We start from the raw sequence: 26139 nt of genomic DNA, 5'->3' as shown, positions 1-26139 counted from the left end.
ATTGAAAATTGGACCTGTATATTGGACAAATCATTGCTTTCTAAAAGCCTGTTAGGGGCTTCTTTTACATTATTGGCTATCGGTACAGGACTATTGCTGTGGCAACCAGCTTCACTGGATAGCTCACCTTTAAGTGACAACACTCCTATTCGCCAATCTGCAGGCCCCATTCCCGAGAAAGCCGAGCTGCCAACGTCCGAATATTTACAAGACCGAAATCAACCGCAAACCTTGCAATCCACCACAGCTGTGTTGCAAGCAGGTGATTCGTTATCTCGAACCCTGAGTCGTTTAGGCGTCAACAATCGCCAAATTGCTGAGTTGTTGCAGAGCGATGAACATCAAGTGTTGAGCAGCTTAAAACCTGGGCAAAAACTCACGACTGAGATTTTGACACCGTCTGATGATTTACAACGGCTGACCTTATCTGAAACCCGTGAACAAACCCATGTTTTTACCAAATCAGCTCAAGGCTTCAGTTACCAACTTGATATTACGCCCATGGAAACCGTATTGGCTTACAAAGAAGCCACTATTCAAAGCTCTTTATTTGTTGATGGGGTCCGTGCCGGCATTAGTGAGAAACTACTTGCGCAAGTGACAGATATCTTTCGCTGGGACATCGACTTCGCTCTGGATGTACGTAAGGGAGATCGCTTTGCCTTACTTTATGAGCAAAAAATGATTGATGGTGAAAAGGTTGCCACTGGCAACATTATTGCTGCGCAATTTGTAAACAATGGCCGTGTGTTCGAGGCCATGCGCTACCAAGCCGGTGAGCGTACTGACTATTTCACCCGCGATGGTTTATCCCTGCGTCGCGCTTTTATTCGCTCACCAGTGGATTTCACCCGAGTTTCCTCTCAATTTAACCCGAATCGGTTACACCCCATTTTCAAAACAACACGTCCACATCAAGGGGTTGATTACTCTGCTCCAATTAATACACCGGTACAGAGTTCGGGAGATGGTAAGGTGTCTTTTGTCGGGGAGATGAAAGGCTATGGCAATACCGTGATCATCGATCACGGCCAAGGCTACACAACCCTATATGCCCACCTTAATGGCTTCGCCGAGAATCTGATTGCAGGTCGCTCGGTCGCACAGGGGGAAACCATCGCCTATGTTGGACAAACTGGCTGGGCCACAGGGCCACACCTACACTATGAGTTTCGCATCAACGGCGTCTATCAAAACCCGGAAACGGTCGATATTCCGTTTGACAGCCCCATGACAAAAGATGAACTCGTGGCTTTTTTACCGTACGCACAGAAACTATCAAAGCGCTTGAAAGGGTCACACTCACAAGACTTTTCCGAGTATTTGGCCCGCTTAGAACGTTAACCCCCTACGCAAAAACAAAAAAGGCCGCAGCTGCGGCCTTTTTAATGTTTCAGAGCTCTAAATTATAGAGCGCCTGCAACGAAGTCTACTAGCTGAGACTTAGAAACAGCGCCAACTTTCGTTGCCGCCACTTCACCACCTTTAATCACAAGCAGTGTTGGAATACCACGTACATTGTATTTCGGTGCAGTTTCAGTGTTTTCATCAACGTTGATTTTAACAACTTTTACACGGCCAGCGAATTCTTGTGCAACATCTTCAAGAACTGGGGCGATCATTTTACAAGGACCACACCATGGCGCCCAAAAGTCTACGATAACTGGTAGATCAGATTTTAGAACTTCTTCTTCAAACTGAGCATCTGTTACGTTGATAATATTTTCGCTCATCGCAATTTCCTTAAATTCGGTTATTCAATTAATGAGGCTAGTGTAACACTAATCTTGCGACTGCAAAATCAGAATACTTAACTAGAACGATAGCAAAAGGCTATAAGTTCATGTTCTCAATTAAGGTAATCAACTCTGGCAAAGAATGCACTTCCGCGTCTGGCGTTACCGCCCATTCCGCGCGCCAACGGCGCGCACCATGACGGTTAAACCATACCGCACGCGCGCCAGCATTGACTGCGCCTTGCACGTCGTCAATCGGATGATCGCCCACATGAATGATACGATCCATTGGTGTCTTAGTACGCTCAGCTAAACGCTGAAAAATCTCTGGATCGGGCTTAGCAATGCCTTCTTTGTCAGCACGAATCACGGTACCAAAGTAGTGTTCAAGCGCAATGTAAGGATGGTAAACATCCGCATTACCATTGGTTAAAGCAGCCAGTTCATAGCGTTGCGCCAACTTGGTCAGCGTTGGATGAACATCAGGATACAAATCAATACGCTGACGCCAATCATAAAATACATTAAACGCCTGTTCCGCTCGCTGCTCAGCTTCCTCTGCGGGCAAACCATAACGCTGAAGAGCCAATTTATATTGCGCCAAACGCACCTTAGTAACATCGTGTTTAATTTCTGGGTAGAGCTCGTAGATCTCGTATTTGATCGGATCCATGGTAGGCGTGTAAAAACGCTCTGCAAAACCTGGAAAGTTATCTTCAAACCACTTTTCCATAGCATGTTCTGCGCGGGTAAGCGTTGGATCGACATCCCACAATGTATTATCTAGATCAAACGAAATAAGGGTTTTCATGGTAATAACCTAAGTAGTAGCGCACTCAGTAAGTCAGCCAAAAAGTCTAGGAATAACAGACCTTTTTCCTTATCAAAATGATTTAAGCGGCTAGAACCAAGCGCCAGCACACCGTGATAAATCACCTGCCCACCTTCTCGTGACACTAATGGCATGATCGCCGAAGACATCACTGAATCACTTTGTGATTGGAATAAGAATTCCGATTCAGCGACCGATAGTACGCCGCAATAGCAGCCAGACTGTGCCAGCATTTCTTTTAAGATTGGCTCAGCTGCTTCCCAGCTGGCCGTGCGAATGGAGGTATCGAGTTCGTGTTCACTGAACAACACCATCGACATGTAGTTGACCGCAAAGTCCTCGCGCATCACTTCCTCTACGACTCCGGCGAAATCGTCTAACGATTCGCAACTGAGGCATTTAAGAACCAATCGACGGCTTTTCTTCATGATGGCTTCGTTTTCTCTGGCAATGGCTACCAGACGCTCGAACTCACCACGATACTCAGCCACCGATTTGCGCAACATAGAAACTTGGCGCTCTATTAACGAGATCGCTCCACCATGCAACGGATGAGGAACACTTAATGTCTCCAGTAACGCAGGATTTCGCTCAAAAAACTCTGGCGTATTTTGCAAATACTGGACTACTTCCTCTTCCGTCATGGGATCCCTCTTATAGGTAGATTTGACCTTCAAACACTTTCTCTGCAGGTCCAGTCATTTGAATGGAATGGCCGGGGCCTTGCCAAGAGATACGTAAATCGCCACCTGGTAGATGCACAAGCACATCTGCAGCAAGCCAGCCTTGCTTAATACCAGCGACTACCGCAGCACAGGCACCTGTACCACAGGCTTGCGTTTCCCCCACTCCACGCTCATAAACTCGCAAGTTCACCTCATCAGAAGACAAGACTTGCAGAAAACCTACGTTAACATTGTTTGGAAAACGTTCGTGATCTTCGACAATCGGACCGACTCGCTCAACAATCGCATCGCTAAGTTCTTCAACACGAATAACAGCATGCGGGTTGCCTACCGATACAGGTGTTAATTCAAACGTTTCGCCTGCCACATCGATTGGGTACAGATCCATCAGACCTTCTGCAACAAACGGTAGATCCGCTGGTACAAAACTTGGCTCGCCCATATCGACACAGACTTGACCATCGTCCAGCACTTTCAGCTGAATTTGTCCACGTTTGGTTTCGACATCAATGATTCTCTTGTGAGTCAGCTCACGATCCAAGACAAACTTTGCAAAGCAACGTGCGCCATTACCGCAATGCTCCACTTCAGAGCCATCACAGTTGTAAATGCGGTAGCGAAAGTCCATGTCAGGATTCGATGGTGGTTCAACCACTAACAACTGATCAAAGCCAATGCCACGGTTACGGTCCCCAAGGCGCTCAATCTGCGCCTTGTTGAAATACACTTTACGAGACACCGCATCGACCACGACAAAGTCGTTGCCAAGACCATGCATCTTAGTAAACTTTAACAACATGCTGATCTCCTCAAGCTGGCAGCAATTGCTCACCAGCCAATTGGTGATCGATGTCTTCACGCTCACGGATCAAATAAACCTTATCGCCGTCAACCATGATCTCTGCGGCACGGCCACGGCTATTATAGTTTGACGCCATGGTAAAACCGTACGCCCCAGCAGAGCGAACCGCTAACAAATCACCAGGCTGGATATCCAATTCACGGTCTTTACCTAGGAAATCACCGGTTTCACAGATAGGACCTACTAGGTCGTAAACGCGTTTGCCTTCTGATGTTGGCTCCAAGCTCACTGGCACGATGTCCATCCAAGCGCCGTACAATGATGGACGAATCATATCGTTCATAGCACCGTCAATGATGGCAAAGTTTTTATGCGCAGTGCATTTTAGGAATTCCACTTTCGTCATTAGAATACCAGCGTTCGCAGCAATAGAACGACCTGGCTCAAAAGCCAATGACAGGTTACGGCCTTTCACTTTTTCTAGTAGCTGATCTGCATAATCTTTTGGCTCTGGTGGCACTTCATCACGGTAACGCACACCTAGACCACCACCCAAATCAAGATGCTTGATGGTCATACCTTGCTCAGCCAGTTGGTCAATCAGACCGATTAAGCGATCAAAGGTATCTAAAAATGGCTGAAGCTCTGTTAACTGCGAGCCAATGTGACAGTCAACGCCCATGACATCTAGATTCTCTAGAGCGTTGGCCACACTGTAAATACGTACCGCATCTTGAATATCGATACCAAACTTATTATCTTTTAGACCCGTTGAAATATAAGGGTGCGTTTTCGCATCCACGTCAGGGTTCACGCGCAGTGATACTGGCGCTACTTTGCCCATTTCACCTGCAACTTTGTTCAGACGGTATAACTCGGATTCAGACTCAACATTGAAACAATGAATGCCCACTTCCAATGCGCGACGCATTTCGTGCTCTTGTTTTGCAACGCCTGAGAACATGACCTTGCTCGGATCACCACCGGCACGCAATACACGTTCAAGTTCGCCAATTGAGACAATATCAAAACCAGAACCTAGACGTGCAAGTACATTAAGAATAGCAATGTTTGAACAGGCTTTTACCGCGTAGCAAATCAACGTCGGATGGGACGCAAACGCATCAGCATACGCTTTGTAGTGACGTTCAAACGTAGCGCGAGAATAAACGTAAGTCGGCGTACCGTATTGCTCAGCAATATCAGTTAATGAAACGTCTTCAGCATGAAGCTGGTGGCCAGAGTAGTTAAAAAAATCCAAGGGGGATACCTCAATATTCTGCGGATGATGACGCTGTCTCAGTTGGCGAAGCTTGATTAGGTAAGTAAAGTGGACCTTTGTTTCCACACCCCGAAAGCATCAGGGTTGTGACCAACAGTAAAACAAGCTTTGACACAGTGACGACCATCCATTAATACAATTTGTTGACAGTATACTGATCCCCTATCTTATTCCCACCCCCACTAACGACTTTGACCAAAAATCTTTACTTTCTGACGGTATTTTAAATTTCTCGATTTGTTATAGTAAGTCCCTGTAAACATGAAGTTTTGCTTAGCTGTTGTTGCTCGAATAAGGTTGTGATCTAAAGAATGAAACGTCTGCTCAAACCATGGATATTTGCTTTGACTGCAGCGTTTTGTCTTCATGCAGGGGTATTTCTATGGTTCAAGGATCGCCACTGGTCGATAAACACCCAAGCGCCAGCACAAGTCCCCAATTTTGAAGTGTCTTTGCTTCCCGCAAATTCAGAGCCAGAAATTGCTCCCGAACCGGCCAGTGAAATCACAAGCGAACCGAGCAATCGCCCTTCGCCTGAGCCTCCTGCTCAAGCCGCCGTCGCTGCGCCAGCAAAAGACCACACTTTATCAGATACCGCCAAGCCATCTGAGACAAAGCCACAAAAAGCGTCCACAGCAACCCCCTCTTCGCCTGCTAAAAACTTTTCTTTAGATGAAATTTCTCAAGCGATCTCGCAGCCGATTTCTGAACATGACTGGAAAAGTAATAGCCTACTTGATATCGGCCCAGTCAATGCCGAACGCCCAAAAGTCGACCCCAGTAAAGATCCTTTTTCACCACAGTTTCGCCAAGCTATTCTTCAAGCTAAGAATTTACAAGATGAGTATTCCAAGGGGATCGTTGAACAAACCGAGTACCCGATTACAGAAGACGCAGACGGCACCCGTTACGTAAACATTAAAGGAATTTGCTGGAAGCTACCGCGTCCCGGCTCAAGGGAGGAGTGGCAAGTAGTCTTGTCGGGCTGCTCAGGGCAAAAACAAACATTCCGTTTTGAGCTGAATATCACTACGGATATTTTGCAGAGCGAATTATTCCAAGACTTACATTTTGGTGCGCGACAATAAAAAAACCCGCATGTTTTATGCGGGCTTATCGGATATCATGTGCAGAGTTTATTAACGAGCTGCTAACTCTGATTTCGCACGTTCAATGGCAGCTTTAACTTGAGCGGGTGCAGTACCACCGATGTGATCACGAGCCGCTACCGAACCTTCCAGTGTGAGCACTTCGAATACGTCTTGCTCGATCATATCGCCAAAGCCTTTTAGCTCTTCTAGAGTCATTTCAGCCAAATCACGGCCTTCCTTAACGCCAAAACCTACCGCTTTACCAACGATTTCGTGAGCATCACGGAACGCCACACCTTTACGTACCAAGTAGTCAGCTAGGTCAGTTGCCGTACTGAAACCGCGACGCGCTGCTTCGTACATATGTTCTTTACGAGCTTCTATCGCAGGAATCATATCGGCGAACGCACGCAATGAACCGCGCAGTGTGTCCACAGTGTCAAACAATGGCTCTTTGTCTTCTTGGTTGTCTTTGTTGTATGCCAAGCACTGAGACTTCATCAGCGTTAGTAGGCCCATTAGGTGACCGTAAACACGACCTGTTTTACCACGTACTAGCTCTGGCACATCTGGGTTTTTCTTCTGCGGCATGATCGATGAACCGGTACAGAAGCGATCCGGTAGGAAAATGAAGTTAAATTGAGCCGACGTCCACATAACCAACTCTTCAGCCCAACGTGACAAGTGCATCATGGTCACAGAGGCTGCCGCAGTGAACTCGATAGCAAAATCACGGTCACTAACAGAATCTAGAGAGTTATACGTAGGACGCTCGAAGCCTAGTAAGTCAGCGGTCATAAAGCGATCAATTGGGTAAGTCGTACCCGCAAGTGCCGCCGCACCTAGTGGCAGAATGTTCACACGCTTACGGCAATCAGCTAGACGCTCGTAATCACGTTGCGCCATTTCGTACCACGCCATTAGGTGGTGACCAAAGGTCACAGGCTGAGCGGTTTGTAAGTGAGTGAAGCCGGGCATAATGGTGTCAGTGTTACGCTCAGCCAGAGACAAGATACCTTGTTGTAGGCGTGTTACTTCTTCTAGCAAGAAATCGATTTCATCACGCATGTACAGACGAATATCGGTTGCTACTTGGTCGTTACGTGAACGGCCTGTATGAAGCTTCTTGCCAGTAATACCAATTTTTTGTGTTAAACGAGCTTCGATGTTCATATGAACGTCTTCTAGCTCAACTGACCATTCAAACTCACCACGAGCGATCTCTTGCTCGATTTCCGTTAGACCTTGGATGATTTGGTCGCGTTCTTCGTCTGTCAATACGCCCACTTTCGCAAGCATAGTCGCGTGTGCGATCGAACCTTGAATGTCCTGTTTCGCCATGCGCTGGTCAAATTCAACAGATGCTGTAAAACGTGCGACAAACGCATCAACAGGCTCAGAAAAACGGCCACCCCATTGCTGGTTAGTGGTTTTGTTGGTATCAGTCATTTCTTCATTTCCCAGTGTGAGATCAATGTTGCGGCAAGATTACCTGATGACGCGTCCTTTATAAAGGGCTCTGGGATGACGCCTACTAGGCAAGCGAGTATGATATAGCGAAATTTTATCGTTATTTTCGTGCTCGATGTCGACTCTAGGAGAGAATGTGAGAAATAAAATCATCATTGCAACCCGTGAAAGCCAGCTGGCCCTTTGGCAAGCCAACAACGTCAAAGCGTCACTGGAAGCCCTCTACCCTGAGATCAAAGTCGAGCTAATGGGTATGACTACTAAAGGTGATCAAATCCTAGACTCGCCCCTGTCGAAAATCGGTGGCAAGGGTCTTTTCGTGAAAGAACTCGAAAAAGCCTTGCTCGATGGCGAAGCCGACATCGCTGTGCATTCCATGAAAGACGTGCCGATGGAGTTCCCTGAAGGTTTAGGCCTAAGCGTTATTTGTGAGCGCGAAGACCCAACCGACGCCTTCGTCTCCAACACATACCACAGCATTGATGAGCTACCGCAAGGAGCCGTAGTGGGCACATCTAGCTTACGTCGTTCTTGCCAATTACAAATGCACCGCCCGGACCTTGTTATCAAAAACCTACGTGGCAATGTGAATACACGCCTTCGCAAACTGGACGACGGTGAATACGATGCGATTATCTTAGCAACGGCGGGCTTGGTACGCCTTGAAATGGCCGATCGCATTAAGGTTCGCATCAGCGATGAGTTCTCTCTCCCTGCAGGTGGTCAAGGCGCCATGGGCATCGAATGTCGCAGTGATGATGCCGAACTCATCCAGTTATTAGCGCCCTTGCAACACCAAGAAACCGCTTACCGAGTGATCGCAGAGCGTGCCGTAAATAAACGCCTTAACGGTGGCTGCCAAGCGCCAATTGCCTGCTTCGCATTACTTGAAGGCGAAGAGCTATTTATTCGTGGCCTAGTAGGCAGCACCGATGGCAAACGCATGGTGCGCGGCGAGATTCGTGGTCATCAAGACCATGCCGAAGCACTGGGCACTCAATTGGCTGAACAATTGCTAGCCGACGGTGCACAAGCTCTTTTGGACGAAGTCTACCAACACTAATCGCTGATCTTTTGGGGATACCATCACCATGCAAGGCGTAAAAGTATTGGTCACCCGACCAGAACCTGAAAATGCTTTGACTTGCCAAGCGCTTATTGCGCTTGGCGCTGCACCAATCTCTTTACCCATGTTAGAGATTAGACCGCTTTCCAGTGATACTGAGCTAGCGGCCCTTCGTTCACAGTTGTACAACCTCGACCTGTATCAATTCGTCATTTTTGTCAGTAAGAATGCCGCTCGGCTTGCAATTGAGCTGATTGACGAGTGCTGGCCGATGATTCCAGTTGGTATCCACTGGTTAGGCATTGGACAAGGCACCACGCAAACTCTGAACGAATTAAATATTCCAGCCCTAAGCAACCCCGGCAACAACACGGAAGCCATGCTAGACTGGCTGAAGCCTGTCAAAATGCGCGATCAAAAAGTCTTAATTGTTCGAGGTGCAGGCGGTCGACCAGATTTAGCTAAGGGCTTGGAAGAGCGCGGGGCGATTGTCGACCATTTAGAACTCTATAAACGACATACGCCGACATATACAGCACAAACTTTTTTATTCTTAGAGCGTCCTGACGTAATATGGGCGACAAGTGGTGAAAGTGTGACAAATCTGACAACTTATGTTGATCAGTTTGACCCAGCTCTAAAAAACACTGCCTTATTTGTTCCAAGCGAAAGAGTGGCGCAACTAGCAAAGTCCCTTCGCTGGAATCAGGTAATCTGTGCACAAGGTGCTGACGACCAACGATTAATCGCAGCCACACAGCAGCATTTAGGACGATAACATGACTGATAAAAACGACAAGGCTTTAACCGACAACACGGAAAACAGCGTAGACACTACGTCCTTAGAGTCCGCTAAAGAAAACTCTTCTGCACCGACTGGTGACGCAGCAAGTGCCTCAGTTACTTCTCAACAGAACACTAACGCTTCCTCCACGAACAGCAAAGCATTACCCGCTGTTGCGTTGTTGTTCGGTGTCGCTGCGCTAGGCTTAAGTGGTTGGCAATTTTATCAGAGCCAATACTCAGGTAGCCAAGCATTAACAGACGCGCAAAATCAAGTGATCGCATTAGAGCAAAAAGTTGAGCGTTTAAACCGCAGTGTCGAAAGCAACTCAACCACAGCGCAACAACTTGGCGACATGAACAGCACATTGAGCGCCGCCAAAGCTCAGTCTGATGAACTGAAAGCGCAAACCGAACAAGCTTTAGTAGATCTCTCTTCAAAAATTAACAAGCTCAATAATGCTGATAAAAACGATTGGTTGCTGGCTGAAGCAGAATACCTCATTCGTTTATCAAACCAACGCTTGTTACTCGAAAAAGACACTAAAAGTAGCCTATCTTTGCTTGAAAGTGCTGACAATATCTTAGCAGGCCTTGAAGACCCGCTAATGTTTGAAACTCGCAAAGCGATTGCGCAAGACATGCAAGCACTGAAGTCCGTGGCTAGCTTCGACTTAGAAGGCCGCTACCTACAGCTGTCGGCCCTGTATGAACAGGTTGCAAAGCTGCCTCAACGGGAGCCGTCGAAACAATGGCAAGAACAGCAAGAGCCTGAAGCAGAAGCCGCACAAACCAGCCGTTCAGCCCTAAAACAATTGTTTAATGAGGCTTGGCAAGGACTGAAATCCTTAGTGGTGATCAACTACAATCACAAGCCAATCAAACCATTGCTACCACCAGCAGAATACCAAGAGCTGGTTACTGGTATCCAAATTCAATTGGATGTGGCACAAGTTGCTCTCTTAAAAGCCGAACCCGCTATTTATGAGAAATCATTGAGCCGTGTGGCGGAAGCGGTAAACCAGCACTTTGACACCACCTCACAGGCAACTATTGCATTTATGACCACGCTGACTTCGTTGCAGCAGGTCAACCCGAATCCAGATGTGCCCATGCCGCGTGCGTCCCTACAAGCCATGCGTAACTTGATGCAAAACTGGAAAGCCACCACCCCCGCGCCTAGCAAGCAAGGAGATAACGCTCTATGAGAAAAGTTCTCCTCTCAATCATCGTCGTACTGCTCATTGGTGGCGCTATTGGCTTGATCATGAAGCAAGACCCAGGCTATGTGATGATCTCCTTTAAGGCTGTCACCATTGAGATGAGCCTTTGGGTTATGCTGCTGTTTGTGGCACTTGGCTATGCGGCCATCATGATTACCCTGCGAGTCATTTGGATTCTGATGCATCCAAACTCCTCATTATCAAAATTGACAGGCACCATGTCCCATAAGCGTGCACTGAAATCGACCATCAAAGGCATGCTAGAACTAGCGGGGGGCAACTGGGGCAAAGCCGAAAAACTTCTCACTACATCCGCTAACAAGGTTTCCTACCCTTTGCTCAACTATATTGGAGCCGCTTACGCAGCCAGCGAGCAAGAGGAACATGAGCGCTCTAAAGAACTGCTGCGTAAAGCACACCAGACATCACCTGATGCAGAGTTTGCTATCAGCTTTGTCCAAAGCCAGCTACAGCTTAAACAAGGCCATTACGAAGGTGCTTTAGCAACGCTAAAACGCCTCCATGATATGAAACCAAAGCACCGTCAAACTTTGAAGATGCTGGTAACGGCGTACACTCAGCTAAAAGACTGGGAAGCGTTGCAAGAACTCACGCCAGCACTTAAGAAACACGGTATTTATAACGAAGCCAACTTGCTCGAACTTGAGAAAAATTCGTTCGTGGCACTGTTAGAGAAACTACGCTTCCGTGAGAAAACCGGTCTAAGCAAAGAGGTTCTACTGGATGAGCTTCAAGGCATTTGGAAAAAACTAGATGGCCTAGCTAAAGACGAAGAAATGCAGGCTCTGTATGCCGCGACCTTAATCGAATTTGGCAGCGAAGCCAAGGCTGAAGCCTTTATACGCACAGCCCTTAATGATCATTGGTCCGACACGCTAGCCGGTGTCTATGGACAACTCACCGAGGTGTCTCTACAGAAGTCCCTTGGCAATGTAGAAACTTGGATTCGTCGTCATCCAGACAGTGCACCACTCTACCTAAGCGCTGGACGCATCTGCCAACGCTTGCAACTATGGGGCAAAGCACGCGATTACTACGAAAAAGCACTGCGTCTAGATTCCTCTTCCGAAGCGATCGTGGAGTTAAGTTTATTACTTGAATCCATGGGAGACTTGGACGAAGCGCAGGACCTGATCATTAAACGCATTCGCCATGACAGTAAGTCTGTTAAAGCATTGCCTCTACCACACTAGAGAAAAGTTGATAAAAAAGCCGAGCTTAGCTCGGCTTTTTTATGCGTTCAGCTATGCTACTTTTTGAAGCGCACCACCAATTCATGCATATCCGATGCAACCCCCCGCAAAGTCACCATACTCTGCATCGCTTGCTCTGCTTCCTCCTTGCTAGCATTTGCCAAGTTCGAAATACGCACTAGCTGCTGGTTGATATCCTCAGAAACATGGGCCTGCTCTTCGACTGCCGCCGCCATTTGCATCGACATCTCAGAAATACTGGTAACCGAGGAAACAATTGCCGTAAGCGATTGCTGCGCATCAGACATTTTATGTAAGCCGACCTTAGCGCTTTGTTGCCCATCACTAGCCACTTTAACGGCGTCTTGAGCGCCATTGCGTAGACGCTCGATGATACTGTGTATTTCTTGAGTGGAGCCCTGAGTACGCTGAGCCAACTGACGCACCTCATCCGCCACCACCGCAAACCCTCGACCATGTTCACCCGCACGCGCCGCTTCAATGGCAGCGTTCAGGGCTAATAAATTGGTCTGCTCCGCAATTTGATCAATCATAACTGCCACTTCGGCAATACTCTCCGACTGGCTAGATAAATTGCTGACAGCTTGACCAATTTGCTCAACTAAGTCAGCTAACCCACTAATCGCATGAGTTGTCTCTTCAATCGTTTGATTACCTCGCTCTGCTAAGGATTTGGACTCTTCAGAGCTGAGAGCTGTCTGTTGCACATGCTTAGATACATCAGAAACGGTGGTAGTCATTTCCTGCATCGCTGCGGCGACTTCTTGGGTTTCATGTAACTGTTGTTGAATCTTATCTACCGCATTTTGGGTCTGCTTTAAACCATAATCGGATTTGTGTGAGACCTCTTTTGACTCCGCCTCAATTCGAGTCAAAATTGTATCGATATGCATATTTTGACTTTTAATCGCCACTTCTAGCTTGGCTAAATCAAGGTTGTGATCGGAATATGTCTTCGCAGCAACAGGATGAGTGAAAGCCCCACCTAATGATTTTTCTAAGCTACGCCGCATGTTACGCTGCTGAATGCTGCAATAACCCACCATCAACAACGAAGCTAGCAACGCTGGTGCTGCGACATACTCTACATTTAATAGATACATCGCCAACGACGCTAACCAAGCAGCAATAACCAATGCAGGTACAATTGTTTGCATAGGGATATTGAAAGATTTTCGGCCATCGCGAAGCCCTTTATAGAGCTTTTCCGCACGCGCCACCGCTGCGCGATCTGGTGCAGAGCGCACCGACTCATAGCCAACTACTTGCCCCTTTTCCGTAATTGGCGTGACATAAGCGTCAACCCAATAATAATCACCGTTTTTACTGCGATTTTTGACTAACCCCATCCACGGTTTGCCTGCCTTTAGGTGTGACCACATAATATCAAATGCTTCAGGCGGCATATCAGGATGCCGAACCAAGTTATGAGGCGCCCCCAACAGTTCGTCATAATTGAAGCCACTGATATCAATAAAGGCTTGATTGCAGTAAGTAATTTTCCCTTTCAAATCGGTCGTGGTAATCAAGCGCACATCTTTTGATACAACTCTTTCCACAGTTGTAATGGGCAGGTTTTTTCTCATAATTCCCTCATGCACATCCGTTTCAAAGCCATCTATAACCAACGGTCTATAACGTCTAGCCTAAGACCACATTCCGTACACACTTCTATTGAAGCGTAGTCAAAGGTTAGAAAATTTGCATATATGGTCAGGAATTATTGAGGACGGCAATTCAAGTAACGCGCTAAGCGACGGGTAATTACAGGCAGGATATAAGTAGGCACTTGCATGGCCCCAGCCAAAGGAAGAAAGGCCGGCCCAAGCAGCGCACCAGCAATAGAATACGTGAGCAAGACATTACGATTACCGGAGGTAATGGCCGCCGTCAACGCTTCCTGCACACCGGATTGGCGATAAGCGAAAAAGGTACCAGCGAAGAAAAACAGCACCAATGCCACCGCAATCAGTAAATACACCAATGCTTGCGTGATACTTTGATCAAACATCCCACGATAGCTACCGATGAGACCAAACGGGAAAGCAAACACCAATAAAATGGTGTAGGGCGAAATTTTTAACAAAGCCCGCTGCAAGGTTTCCTTTGGCATTAGACGATGCAGAGAGAAAGAAATGAAAATCGGGCCAACAATAAAGATCAGCAATCTTAAACCGTAAGTGACGAAGTCTAAGCTACCTTGGCTCATTGGTAAGAAATGTATTGGTATAAATAATGCGATTGGAAGCAACAAGGTGGTCGCAATGGTCATGGCCATTGCCTCTAGCGCATCAAAGCCCAATGCTCTAACAATCGCAGGAGTTGCAAACAGAGAGCCAGTTGCCCCAACCCCCAATATGGCCAACAAAAGTTCATCAGATACACCAATTAAAACTCCCATCAGCGTAAAAATCAGCATATAAAAAGCACTGTGAAGTAAAGCGTAGAGCCAAATCGCACCCTGGCACAAACGCTTAACTAAACGCTCCATAGGCATCCCCACTAATGTCAGCATCATCAGCGTAAACAACACATAAGGCAGGAATGGAAACAAGGCGTTGGAGGCCGCAGGAAAAGCAAACCCCAACAGAGCACAGATAAACATCCCGATTAGGGAATGCTTGACGAGAAAAGCTAACACAGAATGGTCTTCCTTGATTAAAACTATCTTTTACGGGCGGCGACTTGCTTGCGGTTTTGCTCAGGCAGTTCAGACATTTCAACAGGCCAAAGCTTCCGCGCTTCGTCAAAAGCATGGCGCAGTTCATCTAGGCGTTTTTCAGAAGTTGTATCCACTACAGATTCCACAGCCATATCATCAGCGTGCTTTTTCGATGAAATTGGAAATAGAATGATGTTGTCCTTCATACCCTTTCTCTATCAAGGCAATAAGTAGATATCTGTTACCACTCTATGGATAATCTTAGAAAAACGCAACGATATGCCAAGGTAAGATAATGAAATATTTGATATCACCAGCGAAAACGTTGGATTTAGACAGCAGCCTTCCCATTTCCGATTACTCCGAGCCGAATTTCCTTAACCAAGCTCAAACACTGATCGATACCATTAAGCCGTACTCTCCAGCCGATATCGCCTCATTAATGAAATTGAGCGACAAATTGGCCACCTTAAATGTTGAGCGTTACCAAACTTGGCAACAACAGCATACACAAGACAACAGCCGTCCTGCGCTGTTTACCTTTATGGGTGATGTCTACACTGGGCTTGATGCTTATTCTCTCAGCGAAGCACAGATTCAATACGCGCAGTCTCATTTACGTATTTTGAGTGGCCTCTATGGCTTATTAAAGCCTCTCGATTTAATGCAGCCTTACCGCTTAGAAATGGGCACTAAGCTTAGCAGCCCGAAAGGAGATAACCTTTATCACTTCTGGGCGGATACCATTGCTCCGGCCCTGAATGAAGAACTTGAAGAAGATGAACTGTTGGTGAATTTAGCGTCGACAGAGTATTTCAAAGCGGTTGATAAAAAAGCCATTAACAACACTATCGTCACACCAAATTTCTTGGATGAGAAAAACGGTCAATACAAGGTGATTAGCTTCTATGCTAAGAAGGCGCGAGGCTTGATGGTTCGCTATCTAATTGAAAGCGGAGCAGAGTCCATTGAAGACATTAAAGGCTTTAACTTGGCGGGGTATCGCTACGATGCTGAGCGCTCAAAACCATTAGAACCCGTCTTTATCCGACCAGAAAGTGCCCAGTAATCTCTTAGCCACCGTTCAAACGACCTACTGTAACACGATCATTGCCACCTAAATCCTGATAGGTGGCAACTTCGACAAAACCTTTCTCTTGTAACAAGTCTCGCACTGTTTGCCCTTGATCGTAACCATGCTCAAACATCAGCCAACCTTTAGGCGCTAAATAATGTTTGGCTTGTTCGCTAATATGGCGAATATCGGCTAAGCCATGCTCTTCAGCAATTAACGCCGTCAACGGCTCAAAACGCACATCCCCTTGGGATAAATGCTCGTCTTCTGGATCGATATAAGGCGGGTTCGAGATAATCAGATCAAATGGCGCCTCATCAGCTAATGCCAAGAACCAATCACTCTGGAGAAACGACGCATTGGCAATATTATTTCGCATAGCATTACGCTGTGCCAAGGCCACCGCTTCGGTCTGATAATCCACACCAATGACGCTTGATGCCGGCCATTCTTTGGCCAACGCCAAGGCAATCGCACCGGTGCCAGTTCCCATATCCACAAGCTTATGTGCTGTTTCAGGCAACAGTTCCAGCGCAACCTCCACCAAGCGTTCGGTGTCAGCACGGGGAATCAACGTACTGGGTGACGTTTCCAGCGAAAGACTCCAAAAATCCTGTTCACCTAGTATATAGGCAATCGGTTCACCGGTTTCGCGACGCTTAAGCAAGGCTTCAAAGGCCATTTGATTAGCTTCAGAAACCTCTTTATCCGGCCAAGTAAAGAAATGCGTCGTAGACACGTCGAGCACATGGGACAACAGCAGCTGGGCATCCAGCTGCGCAGTGTCGGACAGCGCGGAAAGCCGCCCATAAGCCTGTTTTAATAACGATTCAATGGTCATGGACGGCCACGCTGAAAGATAGGAAATAGCGCTTAGTTGTCGCCACTTAGCGCAGCAAGCTGCTCCGCTTGGTATTCATTTATCAATGGATTAATCAAAGCATCCAAATCCCCTTGAACAATCTCATCCAGCTTGTACAGGGTAAGGTTAATACGATGATCGGTCACACGCCCCTGAGGGTAGTTGTAAGTACGAATACGCTCCGAACGGTCACCACTACCGACCAAAGAACGACGTGCTTCAGATTGTTCAGAAGCCGCTTTCTCTTCTTCTGCGGCTTGCAATTTTGACGCTAGCAATGCCATCGCTTTAGCACGGTTTTTATGTTGCGAACGTTCATCCTGACACTCTACGACCACACCCGTTGGAATATGTATGATGCGGATCGCTGAGTCAGTTTTGTTAACGTGCTGACCACCCGCTCCCGAAGCTCGGAAAGTATCGATACGAAGATCTGCTTTATTAATATTGATCGCCGCCACTTCATCCATTTCTGGCAGGATCGCAACGGTACAAGCCGACGTATGAATACGACCTTGTGACTCCGTTGCTGGCACACGCTGTACACGGTGGGCGCCAGATTCAAACTTGAGCTTAGAGTAGGCACCGTCCCCCACGATACGTGCGATGACTTCTTTGTAACCGCCGTGCTCACCTTCACTAGCGCTGACGATTTCCACTTTCCAACGTTGTGTTTCCGCGTAACGAGAATACATACGGAATAAGTCGCCCGAGAAAATCGATGCTTCATCACCACCAGTACCCGCACGAACTTCCAAGAAAACGTTTCTAGAATCGTTTGGATCTTTTGGTAGCAATAGTTTTTGCAGATCTAACAACAGCTCTTCTTTCTGCTCATTTCCTGCTTTCAGTTCCTCTTGCCCCATCTCTTTGATGTCTGGATCAGAGTCCGTCAGCATTAACTTTGCTTCTTCAATGTTTTCCAATACCTGCTGGTACTCGGCAAAACATTTCACCACAGGTTCAAGCTCAGCGTATTCTTTGCTGTAATTACGGAACAGATCTTGATCCATAATCACATCCGCTTCACTCAACAGAGCGGCCAATTCTTCGTAACGCTCAGATAAGCTTTCTAACTTAAATTTAATCGAGTCTTTCATTCTAGGATTCTTTCGTATCGGTTATGCCCAACACTTCGGCGGCTTGCTGTAAGGCCGTTTGGTCAGCCTCTGCACCGGCTTGGCGCAAAAACTGGGTTGGGGTATGGATCAGTTTATTCATCAATCCATGTGCTAATTTAGTCATCACCTGCTCAGGCGTCTGACCAGATTCCAGGCCTTTGAGCGCTCGCTCTAGCTCGGACTGTTTTATTAATTCCGCTTGGGCGCGGTAGCTTACAATTAGATCCGCAACTTTGCGAGACTCTTGTTTACGCTTAAACTCTTCAATGCCCTGTTCAATGATTTTTTCTGCGGCTTGCGCAGCTTCTTGTCGGGCGCGGACGTTTTGCTCAATCACCGAGTGCAGATCATCGACGGTGTACAAATAAGCGTCTTCTACTTCCTGAACTTCAGGCTCGATATCTCGCGGTACAGCAATATCGACCAACAGCATAGGCTTGCGGCGACGCTTAATGGTCGCACGCTCAACCATCCCTTTACCGATAATCGGCAATTGGCTAGCGGTGGATGAAATGACAATATCTGCTTGATGCAAATAATCCGTGATATCGCCTAATAGAATCGCTTCCGCCCCTAACTCATCCGCCAACACCTGAGCACGCTCTAAGGTACGGTTGGCAACAATGATTCGCTTAATGCCCGCTTCTTTTAAATGTCTTGCAACTAGCTCAATGGTCTGACCGGCGCCTATCAAGAGTGCTGTGCTACGTTTTACATCAGCAAAGATACGCTGCGCTAAACTTACGGCTGCAAACGCAATAGATACTGGGTTTTCCCCTATCGCGGTGTCAGTTCTTACTCGTTTCGCAACCGAAAATGTTTGCTGAAACAGTGACTGTAGCTCAGACCCAATGCAGCGGCCTTCTTGTGAAACCGCATAAGCAGACTTCACTTGGCCGAAAATTTGCGGTTCACCTAGGATCAGAGAATCAAGTCCAGCCGCAACACGCATCACATGACGTACACCGTCATCTCCTCGATGCGTATAGCAAAAGCGGCCAAGTTCATCCGGCGAAACATTATGATATTGTCCGAGCCAGCTGATGATTTGCTGTTCACTTGCACCTTCATCCACCGCACAATAAAGCTCTGTACGGTTACATGTGGAGACGATGACAGCTTCTTTTGCCTGAGCGTCAGACACAAGAGAATTGAGCGCCTCAACCATTTTTTCAGGGGCAAACGAAATTTTCTCTCGAATAGATACTGGTGCAGTTTTGTGGTTTACGCCCACAGCAATTAGCGGCATTCAGGAACTCTTCTCACGACTTGAGATCGAACAAGTGTTTTCAGAAATGGGCCAAACTTTCTGACTCATAAATAAATGCCCCTATTATAAGAGGAATTTTTAGCTCTTCGCACCCCATCAAATCAATAAATATGTCGATTCCTTACATTCAACATTCCGTTATTAGGCTGACAACACGACTCAAGCAAGGCTACCATAGGAGCTAGGACATGATTTTGGCCCATAAGGCAGGTACTTATGCAACGACTGCGACACCCTATCCCGCTTAAAAGCGTTTTTTTATCGATAACATTTGGCCTGTCACTTAGTGCTTGCTCATCTGTTTCCAATCATGTCACACCATTACAAGCAGATAGCCAATGGGCACCGGTGGCACAGTCGACACATGCCAAGCAACTAGAGCAGGTGCTGGGTGCTGAGTTCACTCTACAACGTCAAGGTAGCCAACAAGCGAGCACTTTATATCTAGAAGTTGCCCAACAAAGCAGCGATGAGGGCATCGCTAAACGTGCCACCTCCACTGCCGTTATGAGCGACGACACACAAGCCATTCTTAATGCGAGCCAGCGTTGGTTGGAATTGAACCCGAGCGCAAGCGAGGCCTACCCAGTTCGACTGCAAGCTTTATTAAACACAGAACAGACTGACCAAGCCGCCGAGCTACTCATTCAAGCGACGCAGCACAACGCTGCACTAGGTTTCTTACCTAACTTTGTTGACCAAAATGTGCGCCACGAGAATATCACCTCTCAATTAGAAGACATTTTGAGCGCACCTGAGCTGTCGAAGGATTTGTATGTTGAGATCGCTCAATATCATCTACTGTTTATCAATGGTGGCTACCCATACATTGTTGAAAATATCGGTCAACTCATAACCCGTAGTCCGAAGTCTGAGCTAGAAGGCTTAATCGTTATCAAAGCACTTAGCGAAGAACAGCTGGGATTCAAAAACAAGGCGCAGCGAACTCTCGTACAAGGCCTCAAACAACACCCTAATAGTCAGCGCATTCAAGCTAACTTACTAGAAATCTTGATCAAAAACGGTAAATCTCAGCAAGCCTTGGATGCTTTTTACGACGCTGACTTCCCTCCTTATCTCGCTCAACAGATAGGCTTAGGGATGGGGCAACTATTAATACAACAGGGCCATCTTGAGCAGAGCATCGCACTCCTGTCTGACTTACCCCGTCACGGTGTATTACGCGATCAATTACTGTTTATGCTGGCCAACGCACAGCACGAAGCAGGACAATTTGATGAGGCTTTGAATAACCTCATTAATGTCTTCGGCCAGCTTAGCTGGACCGCCTCCGAAACAATCGTGAAATGGCTCTACTCGGTTCACCAAGCCGACCTTGTAAATGGTATTATTTTAAAACGTGCGGCATTGGACTCCGAACCAGGCCATATCATGGGCGTGGCGGATTTACATGTACAGCAGCGACAACCTGAGTTAGCCATCGACTTATTGACTCGCTCATTATCCGTTTTTCCCGATGTTGACAGTCTACGCTATAAACGCGCTATCACTTACGACATGCAGGAACAGTGGGCAGCCGCCCTTGACGACCTGAAACTGCTCTTGGAAAAGCATCCAAATGATCCAGCCTATCTAAATGCCTTGGGATACACCCTGATGGTTCGCTCACCAGATGACTTTGACGAAGCTTTCGAATTAATTCAGCAAGCCTACGCACTGGACGATGAAGATCCCGCCATTCTTGACAGCATGGGCTGGGCTTATTACCTAAATGGAGACATAGACAGCGCCCGTGATTTGCTTGCGCAAGCATGGAACGAGATGCAAGATGCCGAAATTGGCGCACATTTTGGTGAAGTGTTATGGCATAAAGGTAAACATGAACAAGCCTTAGCCATTTGGCATCAAGCTCTCAAAGATAACGCGTCTTTGCCAACTTTAATCAAAACGCTAGAAAAGTACGCACCTCAGTTATTAGAAGGTGCGTAAGGATTACCGATGAATATAAAGCACTTATGGCTAAGCAGCTTAGCCGCCGCATTATTGGCAGGTTGCAGTCTTTCACCTACTACTCCCAAGCCGCCAACACCTGAGCGCGTTGAGGACATTAGTGCCTGGCAAACCGAAGGCCGTGTTGGCATTCGCACCGAACAAGATGCCATTTCAGGCAATTTTAATTGGGATCAGAATCCTGAGCACTATGAACTCAATATTTATGGGCCATTTGGGCAAGGTGCGACTCGCCTTAAAGGCATTCCAGGCCAACAAGCCAGCCTAACTTACGACGACAAAGAGCTCACTGGCCCAAACGCAGAAGCCTTGCTGTACCATGAATTAGGATGGCACTTCCCGGTTACGAATGTACAGTATTGGATTCGTGGTTTAGTCTCACCCAATTCGCCTGCAGAAATAGCTTACCAGGCAGATGGCACTACGCCCGAACAGATTATTCAAGATGGCTGGACGGTGCTTTATCGCGAGTTCACCGATTTAGATGGCTTAAAATTACCACAACGTATGCAGGTAACCCATGCCCCCTATCGCGTCAATCTAATCATTACTGACTGGACAGTACAATGACCGTGTTAACGCTCCCCTCCCCAGCTAAACTGAATCTTTTTTTACACATCACCGGCCGTCGCGATGATGGTTATCATGAGCTGCAAACTCTATTTCAGTTTATTGATGTCTGTGATGAGTTGAGCTTCACTTTGACAGAGAACTCGGACATTAGCCTGACTCCTGAGATCGACGGAGTCGCTCACGAAGACAACCTGATCGTGAAGGCAGCTCGTATTCTTGAGCCCTATAAACACACCTCTGGCGGGGTAGCGATCTCACTTACCAAAATACTTCCGATGGGCGGCGGTATTGGCGGCGGCAGCAGCAATGCAGCGACTACATTGCTTGCCTTGAATCATCTATGGCACTGCAACCTTTCCTTGCAGGCCTTAGCTCAATTAGGTAAACAACTTGGCGCGGACGTTCCGATCTTTGTTTTTGGTCATTCGGCATTCGCTGAGGGAATTGGTGAGAAGCTTACTGAAACGACGCCTGAAACCCCGTATTACCTGCTTTTGAAGCCAAATTGCGAAGTGCCAACTGTTCAAATTTTTACCGATAAATATTTGACAAGAGACACCCCTGCCATCAGAATATCGCACGCCTTGAAACTGGAGGGGCATAACGATTGCCTTGAAGTCGTTAGAAGACTTTATCCAGAGGTGGATGAAGCGTTTCTTTGGCTATCGCAATTTGGCGACGCAAAGCTGACAGGCACTGGCGCGTGTTTGTTTTTGGCATGTGAGTCAATTGAAGACGCAGAGCGAGTGAGAGCGTCTGCACCAGAGCAGTGGCAAACATGGGTTTGCCGTGGTTGTAATACCTCTCCCACTCATGACGTACTGAACCAGTGGATTGCATCTCAGCATACGTGATGCTGAACAAAACGCCAGTCTATTTTTCATCGCTATAAATACAAAGGGTATACACAGTGTCCAAGTTGATGGTTTTTACCGGTAATGCCAACCCTGAACTAGCTCGCAGGGTCGTTCGCCGCCTAGGTCTACCGATCGGCAACGCTACGGTTGGAAAATTCAGCGACGGAGAGATCACAGTAGAGATCAACGAAAATGTTCGTGGTAAAGACGTTTTCATCATTCAGTCTACCTGTGCTCCAAGTAACGATAACTTGATGGAACTGATTGTAATGGCTGATGCGCTGCGTCGTGCGTCGGCTACCCGTGTCACAGCGGTGATCCCATACTTTGGTTATGCCCGCCAAGATCGTCGCGTACGTTCTGCGCGAGTGCCAATTACCGCAAAAGTGGTAGCGGATATGATTTCTGCTGTTGGTATTAATCGTGTATTGACCGTTGATTTGCACGCAGATCAAATTCAAGGTTTCTTTGATATTCCAGTAGACAACGTTTACGCAACGCCATTGCTACTGGATGATTTACAGCGTCAAGGCCATGAAAATATCACTGTCGTCTCGCCAGATGTAGGTGGTGTAGTTCGAGCTCGCGCTTTCGCAAAATTACTCGATGATGCAGATCTTGCGATCATCGACAAACGTCGTCCACGTGCTAACGAAGCGCAGATCATGCACTTGATCGGTGACGTTGAAGGCAAAACATGTGTCCTTGTTGATGACATGTGTGACACCGGTGGCACTCTATGTGCTGCAGCAAAAGCGCTTAAAGAACACGGCGCTTCTAAAGTTTTGGCTTACTGTACTCACCCAGTACTGTCAGGCAAAGCGATTGAGAACATCAGCAATTCTGTGCTAGACGAACTGGTAGTGACGGATACGATTCCACTATCACAAGCAGCACTGAACTGCCCACAAATCCGCCAATTGTCAATGTCTGACATTATGGCTGAGGCTGTTCGTCGCGTTTGCAACGAAGAGTCAATCAGTGCCATGTTTGGGGCCTAAGCCAAACATTTACGCTCGGAACGGGTCGCAGTTCTGGGCAAACTTAACTTAATTTAGGATATTCAAAATGTCTCAAGTACTAAACGCTTCTGTACGTAACGAAGAAGGTAAAGGTGCGAGCCGCCGCCTTCGTATCGCAGGTTTTGTTCCAGCTGTAATCTACGGTGGCAACACTGATGCGGTTTCTGTAACGTTCAAGAACAACGAAGTAGCGAAAGCTGTTGAAAGCACTGCTTTCCTAACAGGCGTAGTTAAAGTATCTGTTGATGGCACAGAGCAAGAAGTTATCGTTAAGTCTCTACAACGTCACCCAGCATCTGGCGAAGTTATGCACATCGACCTACAACGCGTTGATTCTGCAACTAAGCTTGTTACACGTGTTCCTCTAGAATTCGTGAACGCTGCAAAATCTGACGGTGTTAAGAACCAAGGTGGTCGTCTACAAGTTGAAGCGAAACTTGCTGAAGTTCGTTGTCTACCAAAAGACCTACCAGCTTCTTTGATCGTTGACGTTGTTAACGGCCAACTAGGCGAAATTTTCCACCTTTCTGACGCTCAACTACCAGAAGGCGTAGAATTGGTTGCTCTTCTTAAAGGCGAAGACCACAACCAACCTATCGCTCGTATCGGTAAAGCTAAGCGTTAATCATTGAGGCAAGTCTGTGGCAGGTTTTAGATTACTCGTTGGCTTGGGCAACCCAGGCGCAGAATATGAAGACACCCGCCACAATGCTGGCGCACAATGGATAGAGGCACTGGCTCGCATGAGCCAGTGTTCTCTTTGCACTGAAAAGAAATTTTTCGGTCAGTTCGGAAAAGTTTTTATAGGTGGGCAGGAATGCTATCTGCTGATTCCTACGACCTATATGAATTTAAGTGGTAAAGCTGTTCAAGCGGTTTGCCAGTTCTACAAAATCTCTCCCCAAGAAGTTCTTGTCGTTCACGATGAACTGGATATCGCCCCTGGCACCGTTAAGCTAAAAAAAGGCGGCGGTCATGGTGGCCACAATGGCCTAAAAGATATCATCAGTAAGCTTGGTAACAACCGAGACTTTGGTCGTGTGCGCATCGGTATCGGTCATCCTGGGCATGCTAGCCAAGTGGCGAGCTATGTTTTGAAAAAAGCACCAAGCGATGAGTACCAAAAAATCGAACAAACCATCGATGAGTCATTACGCTATTACGAAGACATTGTCGCGGACAATTGGAATAGTGTCATGAATCATCTTCATAGTTTTAAAGCATAATCTACCAGCTTTAGGAAATCTTTATGGGCTTTAATTGCGGTATCGTCGGCTTACCAAACGTCGGCAAATCAACTCTATTCAACGCGCTAACCAAAGCCGGTATCGGCGCGGAAAACTTCCCTTTCTGTACCATTGAGCCAAACGCTGGTGTGGTGGCTATGCCCGATCCACGCTTAGATGCTCTGGCAGAAATCGTAAAGCCTGAGCGCATTCTTGCGACCACCATGGAGTTCGTTGACATCGCAGGTCTTGTAGAAGGTGCCTCTAAAGGTGAAGGTCTGGGTAATAAATTCTTAGCTAACATCCGTGAAACGGATGCGATTGCCCACGTGGTACGCTGTTTTGAGGATGACAACGTGATTCACGTTGCCAACCAAGTTAACCCGAAAGCAGACATTGAAGTAATCAACCTCGAGTTGATTTTTGCTGACATCGAATCGGTTGATAAGCAAATTCTACGTACCGCTAAAAACGCGAAAAGCGGTAACAAAGAAGCCATCGCGCACAAAGAGTTTCTAGAACGCATTAAAGCGCACTTAGAAGATGGTCTACCTGTGCGCTCTATGGAGTTCACTGACGACCAAAAGAAAGCGGTTAAACAACTTCATCTACTAACTATCAAACCGACCATGTACATTGCCAACGTGGCTGAGGACGGCTTTGAAAACAACCCTCACCTTGATGTCGTGCGTGAAATTGCCGAAGCAGAAGGCGCCATGGTCGTACCAATTTGCAACCAGTTAGAAGCTGAAATTTCTGAGCTGGATGCCGAGGAAATGAAAGACTTCCTAGACGAAATGGGCATGGAAGAACCTGGACTTGACCGTGTAATCCGCGCTGGCTACGAGCTGCTAGGTCTACAAACTTACTTCACAGCAGGCGTAAAAGAAGTTCGTGCTTGGACTGTGAAACAAGGCGCAACCGCTCCACAAGCAGCGGGCGTGATCCACACAGACTTCGAGAAAGGCTTTATCCGTGCTGAAGTGGTCGCCTACAACGACTTTATTCAGTACAAAGGCGAGAGTGGTGCTAAGGACGCAGGTAAATGGCGTCTAGAAGGCAAAGAGTACATTGTCAAAGATGGCGATGTAATGCACTTCCGTTTTAATGTTTAAACTTTTTAGAAAAAAACCTTGACCCATGAATGGGTTATATGAATAATATCGCGCCACAGACGTACTGAAGCAAACGTTTTAATTCGTCTGTGTTGCGAGATTGTTGGGGTATAGCCAAGCGGTAAGGCAACGGGTTTTGATCCCGTCATGCGTTGGTTCGAATCCAGCTACCCCAGCCA

At 47.1% G+C, this 26139-nt stretch carries 27 protein-coding genes and 1 tRNA gene; 15 read left to right on the top strand and 13 right to left on the bottom strand.

Annotation, left to right across the window (positions count from 1 at the left end; all coding sequences use genetic code 11):
• Positions 1–21 precede the first annotated feature (21 nt).
• Positions 22–1344, top strand: a complete 1323-nt coding sequence (locus ASC49_RS04750; RefSeq protein ID WP_055462068.1) for a peptidoglycan DD-metalloendopeptidase family protein — start codon at positions 22–24, stop codon at positions 1342–1344.
• Positions 1345–1406: 62 nt separating this feature from the next.
• On the opposite strand, the gene trxA is transcribed toward ASC49_RS04750, so the two are convergent.
• The 6 genes from trxA to lptM form a co-directional block, all read right to left on the bottom strand.
• A complete protein-coding gene (gene trxA / locus ASC49_RS04745; RefSeq protein WP_055462067.1) occupies positions 1407–1733 on the bottom strand; it encodes a thioredoxin TrxA in 327 nt (108 codons plus the stop codon).
• A gap of 100 nt (positions 1734–1833) precedes the next feature.
• On the bottom strand, positions 1834–2547 hold the full coding sequence (locus tag ASC49_RS04740; RefSeq protein ID WP_055462066.1) for an HAD family hydrolase: 714 nt from the start codon (positions 2545–2547) through the stop codon (positions 1834–1836).
• Complete coding sequence (locus ASC49_RS04735; protein WP_055462065.1) at positions 2544–3212, bottom strand: DUF484 family protein; 669 nt, start codon at positions 3210–3212, stop codon at positions 2544–2546. Before ASC49_RS04735 ends, ASC49_RS04740 begins: the two co-directional genes overlap by 4 nt.
• Positions 3213–3222: 10 nt before the next feature.
• A complete protein-coding gene (dapF, locus tag ASC49_RS04730; RefSeq protein ID WP_055462064.1) occupies positions 3223–4053 on the bottom strand; it encodes a diaminopimelate epimerase in 831 nt (276 codons plus the stop codon).
• Positions 4054–4063: 10 nt separating this feature from the next.
• A complete protein-coding gene (gene lysA, locus ASC49_RS04725) occupies positions 4064–5317 on the bottom strand; it encodes a diaminopimelate decarboxylase (RefSeq protein ID WP_055462063.1) in 1254 nt (417 codons plus the stop codon).
• Positions 5318–5327: 10 nt separating this feature from the next.
• Positions 5328–5465 carry an LPS translocon maturation chaperone LptM gene (gene lptM, locus ASC49_RS19560; RefSeq protein WP_082443698.1) on the bottom strand — a complete coding sequence of 46 codons (138 nt, stop codon included), beginning with the start codon at positions 5463–5465 and terminating at the stop codon, positions 5328–5330.
• Between the two features lie 184 nt (positions 5466–5649).
• Between lptM and ASC49_RS04720 the strand changes: the two genes are divergently transcribed.
• Positions 5650–6426, top strand: a complete 777-nt coding sequence (locus tag ASC49_RS04720) for a hypothetical protein (RefSeq protein ID WP_055462062.1) — start codon at positions 5650–5652, stop codon at positions 6424–6426.
• A 51-nt stretch (positions 6427–6477) separates the two neighbouring features.
• On the opposite strand, the gene argH is transcribed toward ASC49_RS04720, so the two are convergent.
• Complete coding sequence (gene argH / locus ASC49_RS04715) at positions 6478–7878, bottom strand: argininosuccinate lyase (protein ID WP_055462061.1); 1401 nt, start codon at positions 7876–7878, stop codon at positions 6478–6480.
• A gap of 157 nt (positions 7879–8035) precedes the next feature.
• On the opposite strand from argH, the gene hemC reads away from it, so the two are divergent.
• The 4 genes from hemC to ASC49_RS04695 are packed head-to-tail and all read left to right on the top strand — an operon-like array spanning position 8036 to position 12185.
• Positions 8036–8962 carry a hydroxymethylbilane synthase gene (gene hemC, locus ASC49_RS04710; RefSeq protein WP_211262011.1) on the top strand — a complete coding sequence of 309 codons (927 nt, stop codon included), beginning with the start codon at positions 8036–8038 and terminating at the stop codon, positions 8960–8962.
• A 28-nt stretch (positions 8963–8990) separates the two neighbouring features.
• On the top strand, positions 8991–9743 hold the full coding sequence (locus ASC49_RS04705) for a uroporphyrinogen-III synthase (protein ID WP_055462059.1): 753 nt from the start codon (positions 8991–8993) through the stop codon (positions 9741–9743).
• A 1-nt stretch (position 9744) separates the two neighbouring features.
• Complete coding sequence (locus ASC49_RS04700; protein WP_055462058.1) at positions 9745–10956, top strand: uroporphyrinogen-III C-methyltransferase; 1212 nt, start codon at positions 9745–9747, stop codon at positions 10954–10956.
• Positions 10953–12185, top strand: coding sequence for a heme biosynthesis HemY N-terminal domain-containing protein (locus ASC49_RS04695; RefSeq protein ID WP_055462057.1), 1233 nt, complete (start codon positions 10953–10955; stop codon positions 12183–12185). Before ASC49_RS04700 ends, ASC49_RS04695 begins: the two co-directional genes overlap by 4 nt.
• Positions 12186–12241: 56 nt before the next feature.
• Here ASC49_RS04695 and ASC49_RS04690 read toward each other — a convergent pair whose 3' ends face one another.
• From ASC49_RS04690 to ASC49_RS04680, 3 genes are all read right to left on the bottom strand, one after another.
• Positions 12242–13792 (bottom strand): methyl-accepting chemotaxis protein, encoded by a 1551-nt coding sequence (locus ASC49_RS04690; protein WP_055462056.1) that lies wholly within the window; start codon positions 13790–13792, stop codon positions 12242–12244.
• Positions 13793–13926: 134 nt separating this feature from the next.
• Positions 13927–14847: a hypothetical protein gene (locus ASC49_RS04685; protein WP_055462055.1), complete on the bottom strand. Its 921-nt coding sequence runs from the start codon at positions 14845–14847 to the stop codon at positions 13927–13929.
• A 23-nt stretch (positions 14848–14870) separates the two neighbouring features.
• Positions 14871–15074, bottom strand: coding sequence for a hypothetical protein (locus ASC49_RS04680; protein WP_055462054.1), 204 nt, complete (start codon positions 15072–15074; stop codon positions 14871–14873).
• 89 nt (positions 15075–15163) lie between these two features.
• On the opposite strand from ASC49_RS04680, the gene yaaA reads away from it, so the two are divergent.
• Positions 15164–15937: a peroxide stress protein YaaA gene (gene yaaA, locus ASC49_RS04675; RefSeq protein WP_055462053.1), complete on the top strand. Its 774-nt coding sequence runs from the start codon at positions 15164–15166 to the stop codon at positions 15935–15937.
• Positions 15938–15941: 4 nt separating this feature from the next.
• On the opposite strand, the gene prmC is transcribed toward yaaA, so the two are convergent.
• Genes prmC through hemA form a run of 3 tightly spaced genes read right to left on the bottom strand, consistent with a single transcriptional unit; the run spans position 15942 to position 19175 of the window.
• The gene (gene prmC / locus ASC49_RS04670; RefSeq protein WP_055462052.1) at positions 15942–16784 is read right to left on the bottom strand and encodes a peptide chain release factor N(5)-glutamine methyltransferase; all 843 of its coding nucleotides are present in this window, start codon (positions 16782–16784) and stop codon (positions 15942–15944) included.
• Between the two features lie 32 nt (positions 16785–16816).
• On the bottom strand, positions 16817–17905 hold the full coding sequence (gene prfA, locus ASC49_RS04665) for a peptide chain release factor 1 (RefSeq protein WP_055462051.1): 1089 nt from the start codon (positions 17903–17905) through the stop codon (positions 16817–16819).
• 1 nt (position 17906) lies between these two features.
• Entirely contained in the window at positions 17907–19175 is a 1269-nt protein-coding gene (gene hemA / locus ASC49_RS04660) for a glutamyl-tRNA reductase (protein ID WP_055462050.1), read from the bottom strand.
• A 237-nt stretch (positions 19176–19412) separates the two neighbouring features.
• On the opposite strand from hemA, the gene ASC49_RS04655 reads away from it, so the two are divergent.
• The 8 genes from ASC49_RS04655 (at position 19413) to ASC49_RS04620 (ending at position 26139) form a co-directional block, all read left to right on the top strand.
• Positions 19413–21146, top strand: coding sequence for a tetratricopeptide repeat protein (locus ASC49_RS04655; RefSeq protein WP_055462049.1), 1734 nt, complete (start codon positions 19413–19415; stop codon positions 21144–21146).
• A gap of 9 nt (positions 21147–21155) precedes the next feature.
• On the top strand, positions 21156–21737 hold the full coding sequence (lolB, locus tag ASC49_RS04650) for a lipoprotein insertase outer membrane protein LolB (protein ID WP_055462048.1): 582 nt from the start codon (positions 21156–21158) through the stop codon (positions 21735–21737).
• On the top strand, positions 21734–22594 hold the full coding sequence (ispE, locus tag ASC49_RS04645) for a 4-(cytidine 5'-diphospho)-2-C-methyl-D-erythritol kinase (protein ID WP_055462047.1): 861 nt from the start codon (positions 21734–21736) through the stop codon (positions 22592–22594). The genes lolB and ispE overlap by 4 nt, the downstream gene beginning before the upstream one ends.
• Before the next feature lie 56 nt (positions 22595–22650).
• Positions 22651–23598 (top strand): ribose-phosphate diphosphokinase, encoded by a 948-nt coding sequence (locus ASC49_RS04640; protein ID WP_055462046.1) that lies wholly within the window; start codon positions 22651–22653, stop codon positions 23596–23598.
• Between the two features lie 67 nt (positions 23599–23665).
• Complete coding sequence (locus tag ASC49_RS04635; RefSeq protein WP_055462045.1) at positions 23666–24244, top strand: 50S ribosomal protein L25/general stress protein Ctc; 579 nt, start codon at positions 23666–23668, stop codon at positions 24242–24244.
• 16 nt (positions 24245–24260) lie between these two features.
• Positions 24261–24845: an aminoacyl-tRNA hydrolase gene (pth, locus tag ASC49_RS04630; RefSeq protein WP_055462044.1), complete on the top strand. Its 585-nt coding sequence runs from the start codon at positions 24261–24263 to the stop codon at positions 24843–24845.
• Between the two features lie 23 nt (positions 24846–24868).
• The gene (ychF, locus tag ASC49_RS04625) at positions 24869–25960 is read left to right on the top strand and encodes a redox-regulated ATPase YchF (RefSeq protein WP_055462043.1); all 1092 of its coding nucleotides are present in this window, start codon (positions 24869–24871) and stop codon (positions 25958–25960) included.
• A gap of 104 nt (positions 25961–26064) precedes the next feature.
• Positions 26065–26139, top strand: a tRNA-Gln gene (locus tag ASC49_RS04620).

This window comes from Marinomonas fungiae, from assembly GCF_001418205.1.
GTDB classification, from domain to species: Bacteria; Pseudomonadota; Gammaproteobacteria; order Pseudomonadales; family Marinomonadaceae; genus Marinomonas; species Marinomonas fungiae.
The sequence above is the reverse complement of the archived record's forward strand: the minus strand, read 5'-3'. Positions and strand labels throughout refer to the sequence as shown.

What these genes read in the sequence shown, in the direction of transcription:
- trxA (WP_055462067.1), bottom strand. Translation starts at nt 1,733, where the DNA reads ATGAGCGAAAATATTATCAACGTAACAGATGCTCAGTTTGAAGAAGAA.
- ASC49_RS04740 (WP_055462066.1), bottom strand. Translation starts at nt 2,547, where the DNA reads ATGAAAACCCTTATTTCGTTTGATCTAGATAATACATTGTGGGATGTC.
- ASC49_RS04735 (WP_055462065.1), bottom strand. Translation starts at nt 3,212, where the DNA reads ATGACGGAAGAGGAAGTAGTCCAGTATTTGCAAAATACGCCAGAGTTT.
- dapF (WP_055462064.1), bottom strand. Translation starts at nt 4,053, where the DNA reads ATGTTGTTAAAGTTTACTAAGATGCATGGTCTTGGCAACGACTTTGTC.
- lptM (WP_082443698.1), bottom strand. Translation starts at nt 5,465, where the DNA reads ATGGTCGTCACTGTGTCAAAGCTTGTTTTACTGTTGGTCACAACCCTG.
- ASC49_RS04720 (WP_055462062.1), top strand. Translation starts at nt 5,650, where the DNA reads ATGAAACGTCTGCTCAAACCATGGATATTTGCTTTGACTGCAGCGTTT.
- argH (WP_055462061.1), bottom strand. Translation starts at nt 7,878, where the DNA reads ATGACTGATACCAACAAAACCACTAACCAGCAATGGGGTGGCCGTTTT.
- ASC49_RS04705 (WP_055462059.1), top strand. Translation starts at nt 8,991, where the DNA reads ATGCAAGGCGTAAAAGTATTGGTCACCCGACCAGAACCTGAAAATGCT.
- ASC49_RS04700 (WP_055462058.1), top strand. Translation starts at nt 9,745, where the DNA reads ATGACTGATAAAAACGACAAGGCTTTAACCGACAACACGGAAAACAGC.
- ASC49_RS04695 (WP_055462057.1), top strand. Translation starts at nt 10,953, where the DNA reads ATGAGAAAAGTTCTCCTCTCAATCATCGTCGTACTGCTCATTGGTGGC.
- ASC49_RS04690 (WP_055462056.1), bottom strand. Translation starts at nt 13,792, where the DNA reads ATGAGAAAAAACCTGCCCATTACAACTGTGGAAAGAGTTGTATCAAAA.
- ASC49_RS04680 (WP_055462054.1), bottom strand. Translation starts at nt 15,074, where the DNA reads ATGAAGGACAACATCATTCTATTTCCAATTTCATCGAAAAAGCACGCT.
- yaaA (WP_055462053.1), top strand. Translation starts at nt 15,164, where the DNA reads ATGAAATATTTGATATCACCAGCGAAAACGTTGGATTTAGACAGCAGC.
- prmC (WP_055462052.1), bottom strand. Translation starts at nt 16,784, where the DNA reads ATGACCATTGAATCGTTATTAAAACAGGCTTATGGGCGGCTTTCCGCG.
- prfA (WP_055462051.1), bottom strand. Translation starts at nt 17,905, where the DNA reads ATGAAAGACTCGATTAAATTTAAGTTAGAAAGCTTATCTGAGCGTTAC.
- hemA (WP_055462050.1), bottom strand. Translation starts at nt 19,175, where the DNA reads ATGCCGCTAATTGCTGTGGGCGTAAACCACAAAACTGCACCAGTATCT.
- ASC49_RS04655 (WP_055462049.1), top strand. Translation starts at nt 19,413, where the DNA reads ATGCAACGACTGCGACACCCTATCCCGCTTAAAAGCGTTTTTTTATCG.
- lolB (WP_055462048.1), top strand. Translation starts at nt 21,156, where the DNA reads ATGAATATAAAGCACTTATGGCTAAGCAGCTTAGCCGCCGCATTATTG.
- ispE (WP_055462047.1), top strand. Translation starts at nt 21,734, where the DNA reads ATGACCGTGTTAACGCTCCCCTCCCCAGCTAAACTGAATCTTTTTTTA.
- ASC49_RS04635 (WP_055462045.1), top strand. Translation starts at nt 23,666, where the DNA reads ATGTCTCAAGTACTAAACGCTTCTGTACGTAACGAAGAAGGTAAAGGT.
- ychF (WP_055462043.1), top strand. Translation starts at nt 24,869, where the DNA reads ATGGGCTTTAATTGCGGTATCGTCGGCTTACCAAACGTCGGCAAATCA.